The organism is Actinomycetota bacterium, from assembly GCA_036280995.1.
Lineage (GTDB): Bacteria > Actinomycetota > CALGFH01 > CALGFH01 > CALGFH01 > CALGFH01.
Window position 1 is genome coordinate 1 of sequence record DASUPQ010000722.1, and the last position, 15,051, is coordinate 15,051.

At 74.1% G+C, this 15,051-nt stretch carries 14 protein-coding genes; 4 read left to right on the forward strand and 10 right to left on the reverse strand.

Translation table 11 applies throughout. From position 1 onward, the window contains the following. The 3 genes from VF468_24235 to VF468_24245 form a co-directional block, all read right to left on the reverse strand. Nucleotides 1-1,349 (reverse strand): ABC transporter transmembrane domain-containing protein (locus VF468_24235; GenBank protein ID HEX5881397.1); only part of this gene is annotated, 1,349 nt, incomplete at its 3' end. A 78-nt stretch (nt 1,350-1,427) separates the two neighbouring features. Further along, a complete protein-coding gene (locus VF468_24240) occupies nt 1,428-3,164 on the reverse strand; it encodes an ABC transporter ATP-binding protein (GenBank protein ID HEX5881398.1) in 1,737 nt (578 codons plus the stop codon). Nucleotides 3,165-3,331: 167 nt separating this feature from the next. Continuing rightward, complete coding sequence (locus tag VF468_24245; GenBank protein HEX5881399.1) at nt 3,332-4,306, reverse strand: hypothetical protein; 975 nt, start codon at nt 4,304-4,306, stop codon at nt 3,332-3,334. A 170-nt stretch (nt 4,307-4,476) separates the two neighbouring features. Here VF468_24245 and VF468_24250 point away from each other — a divergent pair, with 170 nt between their 5' ends. Beyond that, nucleotides 4,477-5,145: a pyridoxamine 5'-phosphate oxidase family protein gene (locus VF468_24250; protein HEX5881400.1), complete on the forward strand. Its 669-nt coding sequence runs from the start codon at nt 4,477-4,479 to the stop codon at nt 5,143-5,145. 132 nt (nt 5,146-5,277) lie between these two features. Next, complete coding sequence (locus VF468_24255; GenBank protein HEX5881401.1) at nt 5,278-5,916, forward strand: class I SAM-dependent methyltransferase; 639 nt, start codon at nt 5,278-5,280, stop codon at nt 5,914-5,916. Between the two features lie 6 nt (nt 5,917-5,922). On the opposite strand, the gene VF468_24260 is transcribed toward VF468_24255, so the two are convergent. From VF468_24260 to rfbC, 3 genes are all read right to left on the reverse strand, one after another. Further along, nucleotides 5,923-7,167 (reverse strand): crosslink repair DNA glycosylase YcaQ family protein, encoded by a 1,245-nt coding sequence (locus VF468_24260; protein HEX5881402.1) that lies wholly within the window; start codon nt 7,165-7,167, stop codon nt 5,923-5,925. Beyond that, on the reverse strand, nt 7,142-9,082 hold the full coding sequence (gene ftsH, locus VF468_24265; protein HEX5881403.1) for an ATP-dependent zinc metalloprotease FtsH: 1,941 nt from the start codon (nt 9,080-9,082) through the stop codon (nt 7,142-7,144). Before ftsH ends, VF468_24260 begins: the two co-directional genes overlap by 26 nt. A 79-nt stretch (nt 9,083-9,161) precedes the next feature. Further along, nucleotides 9,162-9,737, reverse strand: a complete 576-nt coding sequence (gene rfbC, locus VF468_24270) for a dTDP-4-dehydrorhamnose 3,5-epimerase (protein ID HEX5881404.1) — start codon at nt 9,735-9,737, stop codon at nt 9,162-9,164. 150 nt (nt 9,738-9,887) lie between these two features. Between rfbC and VF468_24275 the strand changes: the two genes are divergently transcribed. Both VF468_24275 and VF468_24280 read left to right on the forward strand, forming a co-directional pair. Next, on the forward strand, nt 9,888-10,391 hold the full coding sequence (locus tag VF468_24275; GenBank protein ID HEX5881405.1) for a flavin reductase family protein: 504 nt from the start codon (nt 9,888-9,890) through the stop codon (nt 10,389-10,391). A 72-nt stretch (nt 10,392-10,463) separates the two neighbouring features. Continuing rightward, nucleotides 10,464-11,375, forward strand: coding sequence for a hypothetical protein (locus VF468_24280; GenBank protein HEX5881406.1), 912 nt, complete (start codon nt 10,464-10,466; stop codon nt 11,373-11,375). A 9-nt stretch (nt 11,376-11,384) separates the two neighbouring features. Here VF468_24280 and VF468_24285 read toward each other — a convergent pair whose 3' ends face one another. The 4 genes from VF468_24285 to VF468_24300 all read right to left on the reverse strand — a co-directional run. After that, nucleotides 11,385-12,266, reverse strand: a complete 882-nt coding sequence (locus VF468_24285; protein ID HEX5881407.1) for a universal stress protein — start codon at nt 12,264-12,266, stop codon at nt 11,385-11,387. Next, nucleotides 12,263-13,900 (reverse strand): tripartite tricarboxylate transporter permease, encoded by a 1,638-nt coding sequence (locus tag VF468_24290; GenBank protein ID HEX5881408.1) that lies wholly within the window; start codon nt 13,898-13,900, stop codon nt 12,263-12,265. The genes VF468_24285 and VF468_24290 overlap by 4 nt, the downstream gene beginning before the upstream one ends. Then, a complete protein-coding gene (locus VF468_24295; protein ID HEX5881409.1) occupies nt 13,901-14,404 on the reverse strand; it encodes a tripartite tricarboxylate transporter TctB family protein in 504 nt (167 codons plus the stop codon). 1 nt (nt 14,405) lies between these two features. After that, nucleotides 14,406-15,051, reverse strand: a 646-nt coding sequence (locus tag VF468_24300) for a tripartite tricarboxylate transporter substrate binding protein (GenBank protein HEX5881410.1), incomplete at its 5' end; no start/stop codon positions are given.

Below are 15,051 nucleotides of genomic sequence, written 5' to 3' on the forward strand. Positions count from 1 at the left end.
GAGAACAGGAACCCCTCCTGGGGGACGTAGCCCATGGCCCGGCGCAGGTCGGCCAGGCGGACCTGGCGCAGGTCGGCCCCGTCGAGGGTCACCCGGCCGCCCAGGGGGTCGTAGAAGCGGGCGATCAGCTTGGCCACGGTCGACTTGCCCGCCCCGGTCGGCCCGATCAGGGCCAGGGTCGACCCGGCGTCCACGCGGAGGTCGACGTCGTGCAGGACCTCCGGCCCCTGGTCGTAGGCGAAGCAGACGTCCTCGAGCCGGACGTCGCCGCGCGGGTCGGGGAGGGGGACGGGATCGGGAGCCTCGCGGACCGAGGGCTGCTCGGCCAGGACGGTCCCGACCCGCTCGGCCCCGGCGGTGGCCGACTGGAAGCTGTCGTACAGCTCGGAGAGCTGCTGCACCGGGTCGAACAGGTTCCGGAGGTAGAGGAGGAACGCGGCCAGGACGCCGATGTCCAGGTCCCCGGCGAGCACCCGCTGGCCGCCGACGCCGAGGACGACCACGGTGGCGGCCGTGCCCAGGAACTCGATGCCGGGGAAGAAGAACGAGGCCAGGCCGATGGTGCGCCAGTGGGCGACCTGCTCGGCGTGGTTGGCCTCGGCCAGGCGGGCGGCGGTGGCCCGCTCGCGCCGGAACGACTGGATCGCCCGCACCCCGGCCAGCGACTCCTGAAGCTGGACGGTGACCACGCTGTGGGTCTCCCTGACCTGGCGGTAGGCGTCGGCCGACCAGCGCCGCCAGAAGCCGGCGGCCAGGCCGATCAGGGGGGCGACGACCAGGGTGGCCAGGGCCAGCTTCCAGTCCATCACGACCAGGATCACCGCCACCCCGACCATGGTGACGATCCCGGTGACGAGCGTGACCAGGCCGTCGGTGACCAGGTCGCTCATGGCGTCGATGTCGGCGGTCATGCGGGCGACCAGCCTGCCCGTCCGCTCGCGCTCGTAGAAGTCGAGCGACAGGGTCTGGAGGTGGCGGAACAGCTTGGTCCGGACCGTGTACAGCACCCGCTGGCCGGCCCGGGCCACCGCCTCGATCTCGAACCTGCCGGCCAGGAACTGCACGCCGGCCAGGGTCAGATAGAGGAGGGCGACCCGGTTGATCACGGCCAGGTCCTTGGGGACCACGCCCTCGTCGATGGCCACCTTGACCAGGTAGGGCATGGCCAGGGCGGCGCCGGTCTGGACGAGCACGGCCACCGAGGCCAGGGCGACCAGCCGGCGGTGGGGACGGACCAGCGGCCACAGCCAGGCCCGGGCCCGCCGCCCCGACCGCCGGTCGCGCGGCCGGTCCTCGGTGTCCGGCGGCGTCCCGTAGGTGGGCGCGGAGGCGGCCAGCCCCCGCCCCATGGACCCTCCGCGGAAGCCCGCGCCTCGTCTTCTACTCACCGGGGCACCCCCTCGGGGTTCCCCGGACCCCTCCGGTGCTCATGACGCCGCCTCCTCGACCAGGCGGTCGACGCCGCCGCCGGCGTGGGCGAGCACGGCCCGGTAGGCGGGCTCGCGGGCGGCCAGCTCCTCGTGGCCGCCCTGGGCGACCACCCGGCCCCGGTCGAGCAGCACCACCCGCTCGGCCAGGCGGAGGCTGGCCGGCCGGTTGGCCACCAGCAGCACGGTGGCGCCGCCAACGGCGGCGTCGAGCCCGGCCAGGATGGCGGCCTCGGTGTCGACGTCGACGTGGGAGAGGGCGTCGTCCAGGATCAGCACCCGCGGCTCCATCAGCAGGGCCCTGGCCAGGGCGACCCGCTGGCGCTGGCCCCCGGACAGCGTGTAGCCCTGCTCGCCGACCACCGTGTCCAGCCCCTCGGGCAGGGCCTCGACCACCTCGAGGGCGGCCGCCGCGCCCAGCGCCCCCAGCACCTCCTCGTCGCTGGCCTGCGGGCGCCCGAAGGCGACGTTGTCGCGCAGGCTGGCCGAGAACAGCACCGGCTCCTGGTGGACGATCCCCACCGCCGCCCGCAGCGAGTCCAGGGTCACGCCGGCGACGTCGTGGCCGTCGACCAGGACCCGCCCCTCGCTGGGCGCGTACAGCCGCGGCACCAGCCCGAGCAGGGTCGACTTGCCCGAGCCCGTGCCCCCGACCACCGCCACCCGCGACCCCGGGGCGATGTCGAGGTCGATCCCCTCCAGGGCGGCCCGGCCCCCCTCGCCGTAGCCGAAGCGGACGTGCTCGAACCGGACCCGCGCCCCCCGCCGCCCCGGCCCGGCCGCCAGGGCGGTCGCGCCGGGCCGGTCGGCGATGGCCGGGGACTGGTCGAGCACGTCGAAGACCCGCTCGGCGCTGGCCGCCGCCCGCTGGGCGAAGCCGAACAGCATCCCGAGCCCCTGCAGCGGCCAGGTGAGCAGCAGCAGGTAGCTGTTGAAGGCGACCAGCGTGCCCAGGGTGATCTGGCCGTCGATGGCCAGCCGGCCCCCGTACCAGAGGATCGCGGCCAGGCTGAGCTGGGGCAGGACGGCCAGCAGGGGGACGTAGAAGGAGCGGATCCGCGCCGCCTCCAGGTTGTGGTCGAGGATCGAGCTGGCCGCGACCTCCAGGCGCCGGGCCTGCTCCCGCTCCCGCCCGAACGCCTTGACCACCCGGACCCCGGCCGTGGCCTCCTCGACCACGGTGGTCAGCTCGCCGACCTCCTGCTGCACCTGCCAGTAGACGCGGTGCAGGCGGCGGTTGAAGCGCAGGGCCCCGTAGACCAGGGGCGGGGACAGCACGAGCACGACCAGGCAGAGCCGGGGCGCGAGCAGCCACATCTGGGTGGCCGCGATCAGGAAGGTGACGATGTTGAGGACCAGGAAGACCAGGCCCCAGGAGATGAAGTAGCGCAGCGAGCGCACGTCCGAGGTGGACCTGGCCAGCAGCTGCCCGGTCGGGACCCGGTCGTGGTAGGCGGGCTCGAGGGCCAGCAGGTGGCGGGCCAGGCGGTTGCGCAGGTCGTTCTCGACGTCGGTGCCGACCCGGCCGGAGAGGTTGCGCCGCAGCCCGCCGACGACCCAGCGGACGACGGACAGGACCACCAGCAGGGCGATCTCCCGGCCCAGCACCCCCGGCACCCGCTGGGTCAGCCCCTCGTCGATGATCGTCTTGGTCACCAGGGGGATGAAGGAGGTGATGGCCAGCATGGCGACCCCGAGCCCGAACCCAACGGCGACCCGGCGCCAGTAGGGCGCCATCAGGCCAACGATGCGCCCCAGGGTCCCGAGGGCGAGGCCGTCGGGAGGCGGTTCGGTTCCGTACCAGCGCAGCGGGCAGCTCCAGCGGTTCGAGGGCGGGTCCTCGGTCCAACGTACGGGAGGCCCCAGACAATCCGCGACCGGCCATCCAGGGCCGGGGGACCGGGTCAGGCGGGCAGCTGCAGGACCGCGTTCGGGGAGGTGGTGGCCACCCAGGCCCGGTCGCCGTCGGCGGCGAGAGCCGTCGCGTGGCCGCCGACGGGGACGGTGGCCGTCACCCGGTTCGCCGCCGGGTCGATCCGGGCCACGGGGCCGGGCGGCAGGTCGGGATCGGAGGAACCGGCCACCCAGACGGCGGCCCGGGTCGCCACCAGCGGCCCGGGCTCGAAGCCGACCGGGACCCGAGCCACCGTCCGCCCGCTGCCCGGATCGACCCGGAGCACCGCGTGGTGGTGGGCGTCGGCGACCCAGACGGCCCCGTGCCCGACGGCCATGCCGTGCGGCTCCACCCCCAGGTCGATGGTGTCCTGGAGCGCCCCGGTGCGGGCGTCCATGCGCCGCAGGGTGCCGTCGTCGTGGTTGGCCGTCCACACGGCGCCCTGGTGGAGCTCCATGGCCAGCGGCTCCTCCCCGGCCCGCAGGGGCGGCCGGAGCAGCCGGCCGGTCGCCGGGTCGACCCGCCACACCCGGCTCAGCGGGCCCTCGGCCGGGTCGGTGACCCAGACGGCGTTCGGGGTGCTGGCCAGGCGGTTGGCGTTGCTCCGCATCGGCAGCGCGATCACCTCGGCCACCACCCGGCGGCGCGGGTCCACCCGGGCGAGCCGGATCACCGGGTAACTGCCCTCCGCGGTGACCCGCCGCCGCCCGTCCACCTGGCCGCCGATCCACAGGTCGCCGTGCCCGGCCACCATCGCCCCTGGCGTGAACGGCAGCCGCACCGCCGGCCCGTCGGCGCGGCCCGTGGCCGTGTCGAGCCGGGCGACGGTGTGGTCGCCCGACACCACCCACAACCCGCCGGGCTCGGCCAGCAGCGCCCACGGCTCGGCGGCCAGGTCGATCCGCCGCACGGGTCGCGGCGTCGCTGACCCCTCGCGCTCCTGGCAGCCCAGCGCCAGCGTCAGGGCCACCGCCAGCCCGACCACCGGCCCGCCATGCCTGCGCCTGCCTGCCATCTCACCGCCGGGCTCGGACCGCTCGGGGTCGCCCCGTCCGTCGCATCTGGTACACCAGTGTGGACGGTCCCGTTCCGCGGCCCGGAGGCCGTGCTATTGTACTGGTACATTACCAGTTATGTACTGGAGCGTATCTCACCATGGGCACCGACCGGTACCAGCGGACCGAGCGGACCCGGATGCGGCGGCTGCCGGAACGGGCCGCCTACGACCGGGACACCGTGCACGCCATCCTCGACGAGGGCTTCGTCTGCCACGTCGGGTTCGTGGTCGACGGCCAGCCGTACGTCATCCCGACCGGCTACGCCCGGGCCGGCGAGACGCTCTACCTGCACGGGTCGACCGGTAGCCGCCTCGGGCTGCGGCCGGGGATGGACGTCTGCGTCACCGTCACCCTGCTGGACGGCCTGGTGCTGGCCCGCTCGGCCTTCCACCACTCGATGAACTACCGGTCGGTGATGGCCCTCGGCCGGACCCGCCGGGTCACCGACCCTGACGAGAAGGAGGCGGCCCTGCGGGCCCTGGTCGAGCACATCGTCCCCGGCCGCAGCGACGAGGTCCGCGGGGGCGACCGCCGCGAGCTGGCCGCCACCGCCGTGCTGGCCCTGCCCCTGGACGAGGTCTCGGCCAAGGTCCGCACCGGCCCGCCCAAGGACGACGACCCCGACCACGACCTCCCGATCTGGGCCGGGGTCCTGCCCCTGACCCTCACGCCCGGGGAGCCCGTCCCCGACCCGGTGCTCGACCCCTCGATCCCGACCCCGCGCCACGTGGCGACCTGGTCCCGCCCCGACCGCCTTGACGACTGACCGCCAGTCATTCTATAACTGACCGACGGTCAGTAGATCTGCGGTGGGCCTGTCCGGGGGCGCGGGCCGGGCGAGGAGGCCATGATGAAGGGAACGACCGCGTCGGGACGGCAGAGGAGCGACGGGAGCCCGATGGACGACAACCGCCCGGCCGACAAGGGTCACCGGCGCCACCGCGAGCATGGCGGGACCGAGTTCGAGGGTGCGTTCGGGTTGCTCGCCGGGTTGACGATGGCGTTCGGGCGGGGGCGGAGCGCCCGGCTCGTGGCCGACGTGGCCGGGGTGGGAGCCGGGGACCGGGTGGTGGACGTGGGGTCCGGGCCGGGGCGGTTTCTCCGAGAGGCGGGGGAGCGGGGGGCCGAGGCGGTCGGGGTCGAGCCGTCGGGGCAGATGCGGCGGCTGGCCGCGTGGCGCACGCCGGCGTCGCTGCGGGAGCGGGTGCGCGTGGTCGACGGCACCGCCGAACGGATGCCGCTGGAGGACGGTTCGGCGACGGTCGCCTGGGCGGTCGCCTCCTTCCACCACTGGGCCGACCCGGATGCCGGACTGGCCGAGCTGCACCGCGTGCTCGCGCCGGGCGGGCGGCTGCTGATCGCCGAGCGGCTCGCCCGGCCGGGTGGCTGGTTCCGGCAGCACGCGCTCTCCTGGGAGCAGGGCGAGCGCCTGGCCGCCGAGGTCGGGCGGGCCGGCTTCGCCGACGTGACCGTCGCCAAGGAGGTCGTCGGCCGCCGCCACCTCCTGCTGGTCCGGGCCCGCCGGCCGGGCCGGTGACCGCGCTCAGGCGAACGCGCCCCGCCAGACCTTCGGCGGGGGCTGGCGGAGCTCGACCTCGTCGGCGCCCAGGAAGGCGGCCAGCTCCTTGAGGGCGGTGGCGACGGCCGGGCCCGCCGAGGCGGGGGCGCCGGGCTCGGGGTGGACGGCGTTGACGACCAGTCGGCCGCGGCGGCGGTCCATGGCCGGGTCGACCCGGCCGACGAAACGGTCGCCGTGCAGGACCGGCATGACGTAGTAGCCGTGGCGGCGGGCGGCCTTGGGGACGTAGATCTCCATGCGGTAGTGGAACCCGAACAGGCGCTCGGTCCGCTCGCGGTCGATGCACAGGTTGTCGAAGGGGGAGAGCAGGGTCGTCCTTGGCCGCCAGCCGCCGGCCTGGAGGCCTTCCAGCAGCGGCAGGTCGTCGGCGTGGACGTACCAGGGGCCGGGCCACTCGGCGCCGCTGTCGGCCAGGCGGACGCGCTCGACCCGGCCGGAGCGCTCCAGCCCGGCCAGGGCGGCGGCCAGGCCGGGGTAGCGGCCGGCGGTGAAGTGCCGGTCGATGTCGCGGGCCGTGGCCACGCCGAGGGCGCGCAGGCTGCGCTGGGCGGCCAGGCGGACGACCTCGCGCTCGGGAGGGCGGCGGGTCGGGGTCCACGGCGGCAGCCAGCGTTCGGCCAGGTCCCAGACCCGCTGCTGACCCTGGCGGCCGGCGACCATGATGCGGCCCTGGGTCCAGAGGACGTCGAGCATGCGGTCGACGTTGCGGCCCGCCGTCCAGCCGCTCGACCGCCAGGCGGTGCTCGCCCGGTCCTCGAGGGCCCGGGTCGGGAGCGGCCCGCCGGCGCGGAGCTGGCCCAGGATCGAGCGGCGCAGCGGCTGGTTGTCGGCCAGCCAGGCCCGCAGCCGCCGGTTGTAGGCGGAGCGGTCCGAGGGGTAGCGGCGCATCAGCAGCGAGTGGATCGGGTAGTCCCCGGTGCAGACGATCGCGGCCGCGTGGGTCCAGTACTCGAACAGGCGCCGCTCGCGCCAGAGCAGCGCCTCCAGGTCGGCCGGGTCGTAGGCGCCGAGGCGGCTCCACAGCACCAGCCGGTGGCTGCGGGCGACCACGCTGATCGGGTCCAGCTGGAGACCGGCCAGGTCGGTGGCCACGTCCAGGATCGCCTCGGGGCCCGGCCCGGCCGCCGGCGGCGCGTCCGCCAGGCGCTGGCGGCTGACGAACAGCCGCCGGGCCAGGCTCGGGTCAAGCGTCCGGAGGACCCGCGGCATCCGGGGAGCCGGTGGCCGAGTGGCCGGTGGCGCCGATGGGCTCGCGGGGGCCGGGGATGCGGCCCAGGACCTGGTCGACGTCGGTGCCGTCGACCGTCTCGCGTTCCAGCAGCAGCTCGGTCAGGCGGTCCAGGGCGTCGCGGTGCTCGGTCAACATCGCGGTGGCTCGCTGCTCGGCCTCGCGCAGGAGCTTGGCCACCTCCTCGTCGACCACCCGCTGGGTCGCCTCGGCATAGGGGCGGCTGCGGACCTCTTCGCCGCCCAGGTACAGGGGGCTGCCCGAGGCGAACCCGACCGGCCCCAGGGTCTGGCTCATGCCGAACTCGCGCACCATCCGGGTGGCCAGGTCGGTCGCGCCGGCCAGGTCGTTGGAGGCGCCGGTGGAGGTCTGGCCGAACACGATCGCCTCCGCGACCCGGCCGCCCATGCGGATGGCCAGCGAGTCCTTCAGGTAGCCCTCGGTGTACAGGTGGCGCTCGTCGATCGGGAGCTGCTCGGTCACCCCAAGGGCCTGACCGGCGGGCAGGATGGTCACCTTGGCCACCGGGTCGCCATGGTCGGAGATGGCCGCGACCAGGGCGTGGCCGGACTCGTGCACGGCCACCGCGCGCTTCTCGTCCGGCAGCAGGGCATTGGAGCTGTCGCGGCGCCCGAGCAGGATCCGGTCGCGGGCCTCGGAGAAGTCGTAGGCCGAGATGACGTCACGGCCGGCCCGGACGGCGAAGATGGCCGCCTCGTTGACCAGATTGGCCAGATCGGCCCCGGAGAACCCGGGGGTGCCGCGGGCGACCACGTCCAGGTCGACATCCGGGCCGAGCTGCTTGCCCCGGGCGTGGACCTGGAGGATCGCCCGGCGTTCGGCCTGGGCGGGCAGGGGGATGACCACCTGACGGTCGAACCGCCCGGGGCGCAACAACGCCGGGTCGAGGGTCTCGGGCCGGTTGGTGGCGGCCATCACGACCACCCCGGTGGCCGGGTCGAACCCGTCCATCTCGGCCAGCATCTGGTTCAGGGTCTGGTCGCGCTCGTCGTTGGAGACGAACTGGCCGCCGCGGCGCTGGCCGATGGCGTCGATCTCGTCGATGAACACGATCGAGGGAGCCCGCTTGCGCGCCTCCATGAACAGGTCCCGGACCCGGGCCGCGCCCACCCCGACGAACATCTCCACGAAGCTGGAGCCGGTGACCGAGATGAAGGGCACATGGGCCTCGCCGGCCACGGCCCGGGCGAGCAGGGTCTTGCCCGTCCCGGGCGGCCCGACCATGAGCACCCCCTTGGGCCCGACCGCCCCGGCCCGCCGGTAGCGGTCGGGGTGCTTGAGGAAGTCGACCACCTCGGTGACCTCGCGCTTGGCCCCCTCGTAGCCGGCCACATCCGCGAAGGTCGTCTCGGGCCGCTCGGCGTCGAACACCTTGGCCCGCGAACGCCCGATGCCGCCCATGCCGGCCAGCTGCCGGCGGGCCGACCGGCCCAGGTAGACGAAGATGGCGATGAAGACCAGCAGCGGCAGCAGGCTGAGCAGCACCGACGCGAGCGACGTGCGCGGGCCGACCGCCTTGACCTCGACGTTGTTGTCGTTCAGGAGCTTGGTGAACTCGTCGTCCTGGAGGTTGGTCGGATACGACGACTTGAACTCGCTCCCGTCCTTGAGCTTGCCCTCGATGTGGCCGTCGGAGCCGATCTCGACCGACTGCACCTGGCCGGCGGCGATCTTGTCCTTGAGCTCGGGGGCGTAGGTCAGCTCGGTGACCCGGCCCTCCTCCATCTGGTTGGGGAGCAGCAGCAGGACCAGGCTGAGCAGCAGCCCGATCGGCAGCAGCCAGCTCCGCCAGCGCGGCGGCGGCGGCGGGGCCGGGCTGGACGGCCGGTCGGGCGGTGGGCCCGACTTCGCCTTGTTGCTGGGGTGGCGCTGCATCGTGGGCTCCTCGCAAGCGTGCAAGCTCGATACCGCCCACGGTAGCGCCGCTCGGCGACAAAGGTGGCGGCGGCTGAGCCTACCCGCTGTAGGGGACCCGGCGGTCGGCCGGGACGTCGGCCAGGCGCGGGTTCTTCTGGTCGCGCTCGGAGAGGATCGGCTCCTCGTCCGGCCAGGAGATGCCCAGGTCAGGGTCGTTCCAGGCGATCCCCAGCTCGTCGCTGCCGTCGTACTCGCCGGTGACCAGGTAGGTCATGATCACGTCGTCGTGGGCGTAGAAGCCGTGGGCGACACCCTCGGGGATGTAGACGGCCAGCTCCTCGCCGCCACCCTGCTGGATGGTGGTGTGCTTGCCCTCGGTGGGCGAGCCGATGCGGGTGTCGACCAGCACCGTCGTGACCTTGCCCTGCTGGACGAACCAGAGGTCGGCCTGGCGGCGGTGGTAGTGGAGGCCGCGCAGGACCTTGGCGGCCGAGTCCGAACGGTTGCCCTGGACCATCGGGACGGCGAAGGGAAGCCAGGAGGCGCGGTAGATCTCGAGGAAGCGCCCGCGGTCGTCAGCGTGGACCTCTGGACGTATCAACCAGACGCCTGGGAGTTCGGTTGACTCGAAGATGTCCGCCACAGCTGCCCCCTCTCCCCCGGATGGTGCCATCGCGTGAGGCTACCCGCGGTGCCCGGTGTGCGCAAAGGATGACGCCAAGGCTGCGCGGTCGGGTCCGCTGCCGCGGTCGGGGTCGGGGTGCGGCGCGCCCCGCTGGGCCGCTCTCGCTAGGATGGGGGTGCCGTCACCCCGAGGAGCGCCGTGCCAAGCGACCCGACCAGCCGCGAGTACCGCGACAGCGTCGGCATGTTCACCACCGGGATCACGGTGGTCACGGCCGCCTCGGAGCGGTTCGGGCACGGCATGACGGCCAACGCCTTCGCCTCGGTCTCCCTCGACCCGCTGCTCGTGCTGGTCTGCGTGGTCAAGGACGCCATGATGCACAAGGTCCTGGAGGAGGTCGGGCGCTTCGCCGTCTCGGTTCTGGCCGGCGACCAGGAGGACCTGGCCAGGTACTTCTCGGACCCGGGGCGCCCGGCCGGGATGGCCCAGTTCGTGCCCGTGGACTGGCGCCCGGGCCCGGTCAGCGGCGCCCCCCTGCTGGACGGCGCCCTGGCCTGGCTGGAGTGCGACGTGGAGGCGGCCTATGACGGCGGCGACCACACGGTCTTCCTGGGCAGGGTCCGCTGGGTCGACCGGGCCCCCGGCGGGGGCGACCCGCTGCTGTACTTCGGCGGCCGCTACCGCCGGCTCGGGAACCCGTAGCCCGGAAACCGTAAGGGCCGGGGTGGCCAACGGCTCCAAGGAGCGACCACCGTCTCACGGAAGGTGCTCCCCATGGTCAAGCGGCTCGCCCTGCTGGCGCTCCTCGCCGGCGCCCTCGTCGCCCTCCCCGGCCCCCACGACGCCGCCCGGGCGGCGTTCGCCGGCAAGAACGGCCGGATCGCGTTCGTGCGCGCCGCCGGCGCCGGGCCCCTGGAAGAGGTCTTCATGGTCAGCCCCGCCTCGGGCCTGACCGCCAACCTGAGCAACGACCCCGCGACCAGCGACACCGCGCCCGCCTGGTCGCCCGACGGCACCCGGGTCGCGTTCCAGCGCTCGGGCCCGGTCGACGGCATCTGGGTCCTGGAGGTGGCCGCCGGCACCATGGCCTTCGTGCCCCACACCGACCACGGCTTCCAGCCGGCCTGGTCGCCCGACGGTGGCTGGCTGGTCTTCTGCCGCAACGGCGGCGGCGACGCCGAGCTGTGGAAGATCCGCGCCGACGGCAGCGACCTCACCCAGCTCACCAACAACGCCGCCGACGACTGGGAGCCGTCCTGGTCGCCCGGCGGCACCCGGATCGCCTTCACCCGCGAGGGGGCCGGCGGCACGACCAGCATCCTGACCCTGGCCAGCGGCGGGGGCGGCGAGCTGGCCGTCACCCCGGCCGGCGGCTTCGACCAGGCCGCCGACTGGTCGCCCGACGGCAAGCGGATCGCCTTCAACCGGTTCCTGCCCGGCGACGGCAACCGCATCTTCACCATCGCCCCCAACGGCGCGGCCCTCACCCAGCGCACCTTCGGCGGGCCCAACGACGTCCACCCGTCCTGGTCCCCGGACGGCACCCGGATCGCCTTCGCCCGCGGGGGCGACCAGGACGACGGCCTGCCCTTCCACATCCACACCGTCACCCTGGCCAGCGGCCGGACCACCCAGGTGACCAGCGGCCGGGTCCAGGACCTGCTGCCGGCCTGGCAGCCTCTGTAGGGCCGGGCGTCAGCCGGTCTCGGCCCTGGGAACGACCAGGGTCGGGACCGACGCCTGGCGGACCAGGGCCGAGGACACGGTACCGAGCAGGACCCGCCGCACCGGGCCGTAGCCCCGGGAGCCGCAGACCAGCAGGTCGACGCTGCGGTCCGCCGCCATGGAGAGCTCGTCGACCACCTCGCCGAAGAGCAGCTCGCCGGTGGCCTGGACGCCGCCGGGCAGGTCGGCGATGGCGGCGTCGAGGGCGTCGCGGGCGGCCTTGCGGACCTCCTCGGGCACCACCGAGGCGTCGGGCTGGACCGCCTCGGGGCGGAACCAGTTGGCGTGCAGGGCGACCACCGAGTAGACGGTCAGGGGCAGCCCGGCCCGGGCGGCCAGGTCGGCCGCGTAGCGGACGGCCTCGTGGCCCTCGGGGGTGTCGGCGAAGGCGGCGCCGACCGCCCGCAGGGCCTCGCGGCGGTGCCGGCGGTAGCCGCGAGGGGCGACCGCGACCGGGCAGCCGGTGCCGTGCAGCAGCCGCTCGGCCGTGCTCCCGGACATGACCCGGCCGACGGCGCCCCGGTTGGTCGAGCCGACCACGATCGTCTCGACCGCCTCCTCCTCGGCCAGCTCGGCCAGCCCGCGCGCCGGGGAGGTCGCGACCACGGTCCGCTCCTCGGCCGGCGGGCTGCCGGCGACCTCGGTGGCGACCGCGCGGGCGGCCCCCAGGATGGCGGCCGCGTGGCGGCGGACGTCGGCCTCGGCCTCGGCGCCGGCCAGCCCGGCCTGCTCCGGGCTGACGCAGACGACGGCCAGGGGGGCGTCGACGGCGGCGGCCAGGCGGGCGCCGAAGGCGACCGCGTCCAGGCCCGAGTCGGTGCCGTCGGCCCCGGCGAGGATGGGCCGGGTCATGGTCGCTCCTCCTCGCGTCCGGGCGGTGGCTCCTCCCGGTCGCCGTCGGCCGGCACCCGCGGGCGGTCCTCGGCGCCGGGCGGGGGAGCGCCGTCGGCGCCGCCGCCGGTGTCGCGCGGGCCGGGAGCCGCTTCCTCGAGGAGCCCACGGCGGCGGCCGCGCAGGACGAACCGGTTGAGCAGCGGCCACAGCAGCACGACCAGGATGACCAGGTAGATGGCGATGGCCAGGGGGCTGTCGACCAGCCCGCTGAGCTCGCCGTTGCTGAGCTGCAGGGCCCGGCGCAGCTGCAGCTCGGCCCGGGGGCCGAGGATGACCCCGATGATGGCCGGCACCACCGGCAGGCCGTAGCGGCGCATCATGAAGCCGAGCAGCCCGAGCACGAGCAGGATGATGAGGTCGATGGTCTGGGCGTTGACGGCGTAGGCGCCGAGCGAGGCGAAGAACAGGATGCCGGCGTACAGGTACGGCCGCGGGGTCTTCAGCAGCCTCGCCCAGAGCGGGGCCAGGGGCAGGTTCAGCACCAGCAGCAGGGTGTTGCCGATGAACAGGCTGGCGATCAGGGCCCACACCAGGTCGCCCTCGCGCTCCAGGAGCAGCGGCCCCGTCTGGATGCCGAAGCCCTGGAAGGCGGCCAGCATCACCGCCGCGGTGGCGCTGGTCGGCAGGCCGAGGGCCAGCATCGTGACCAGGCTCCCCGCGGCCGAGGCGTTGTTGCTGGCCTCGGGGCCGGCCACGCCCTCGATGGCGCCCCTGCCGAACTCCTCGGGATGCCTGGTCAGCCGCTTCTCGGTGACGTAGGACAGGAACGTCGGGATCTCGGCCCCGCCGGCCGGGATGGCGCCGAAGGGGAAGCCGAGGCCGGTTCCGCGGAGCCACGGCTTCCAGGAGCGGGAGAAGTCCTCCCGGCTCATCCAGGCCCGGCCGGTGGGGATGATGTCGGGCGGGCGCCGGCGCAGGTGGGCCGCGACCCAGAGGGTCTCGCCGATGGCGAACAGCGCGACCGCGACCACGACCACGTCGATCCCGTCGGCCAGCTGGGGGATGCCGAAGGTGAGCCGCTGCTGGCCGGACTGGAGGTCGATCCCGACCAGCCCGATCATCAGGCCGATGGCCAGGGAGGCGAACCCCCGGATGCGCGAGGAGCCCAGCACCGAGGTGACGGCGACGAAGGCCAGGACCATGATGGCGAAATAGTCGGCGGCCCCGATGTCGACGGCGAACTCGACGATGATCGGCGCCGTGAAGACCAGCAGGGTGGTGCCGATCAGGCCGGCCACGAACGAGCCGATGGCCGCCGTGGCCAGGGCCTGGGCGGCCCGGCCGCGCTTGGCCATCAGGTTGCCCTCGATCGCGGTCACCACCGCCGAGCTCTCGCCGGGCGTGTTGAGCAGGATCGAGGTGGTGGAGCCGCCGAACATGCTGCCGTAGTAGATGCCGGCGAACAGGATGAAGGCGGCCGTCGGGTCGAGCCCGAAGGTGAGCGGCAGCAGCAGGGCCACGCTCATCGACGGGCCGATGCCCGGCAGCACGCCGATGGCGGTGCCGAGGATCACGCCCATGCAGGCGTAGGCCAGGTTGATGGGGGTGATCGCGGTGGCGAACCCGTTCAGCAGATCCGACAGCGCATCCATCTAGATGATCCCCTCGAGGATCCCCGGCGGCAGGCCGATGCCGAGCTGGCGGGCGAAGATGAAGTAGCTGAGGAACGACAGGCCGAAGGCGATCAGCGGGTCGCGGAGGAAGTTGCGGCTCCCGAGGGCGTAGGCCGCCCCCCAGAACAGCAGCGCCCCCGAGATCGGCCAGCCCAGGCGCTCGATCAGGGCCACGTTGACCAGGTAGGCGGCGATCAGCAGGAGCACGGTGCGCCAGTCGCTGGGGTGGCTGAGGTCGACGTCCTCGCCGGTCTCGGACTCGCCGTGGCCGCCCCGGAGCACGTCCCGGGCCAGCAGGACGGCCAGGACGACCAGGGCGATGCCGATGCCGATGGGGATGGCCGTCGGCCCCACCGGGCCGCGCTGGACGAGGTTGCGGGAGGTCTGAGAGGCGTCCCAGAGGACCAGGGCCCCGAGCCCGGCGAGGAACACGCACACGCCGAGCTCGGACTTGCCCCGGAGCCGCTGGGGGAGGCTGCTCACCTCACGCCGCCAGGCCGAGCTGGCTCAGCACCTCGCGGATCCGCGCGTCCTCCTCCTTGATGAAGGTGGCGAACTCGTCGGCGCCCAGGTAGGCGTCGGTCCAGCCGTTCTTGACCAGCGCGTCCTTCCACTCCTGGGTTGCGACCATCTTGTCGGCCAGGTCGGTCAGGGCCTTCTTGTCGTCCTCGCTCAGGCCGCCGGGGGCGATCCAGCCGCGCCAGTTGATGAACTCGAGGTCGACGCCGCCCTCCTTGAGGGTGGGGGCGTCCACGCTCTCGACCCGCTCGGCGCTGGAGACGCCAAGGGCCTTGATCTTCCCGGCCTCGATCTGGTCGAGGGTCTCGCCGACGCCGGTCACGCCGAAGGCCACCTCGCCGCCGAGGATGGCGTTGATCAGCTCGCCGCCGCCGTCATAGGCCACGTAGTTGACCTGCTTGGGGTCCATGCCGAGCTGCTGGGCCATCAGCATCGGGGTCAGGTAGTCCTGGGAGCCGGGTGAGCCGCCGCCGCCCACGGTGACCTTGCCGGGGTCGGCCTTCCAGGCCGCGGTCAGGTCCTTGAGGGACTGGTAGGGCGAGTCACTCTTGACGACCACGATCTCCGGCTCCTGGGTGAGCCGGGCGATCGGGGTGGTGTCGTCCAGGGTC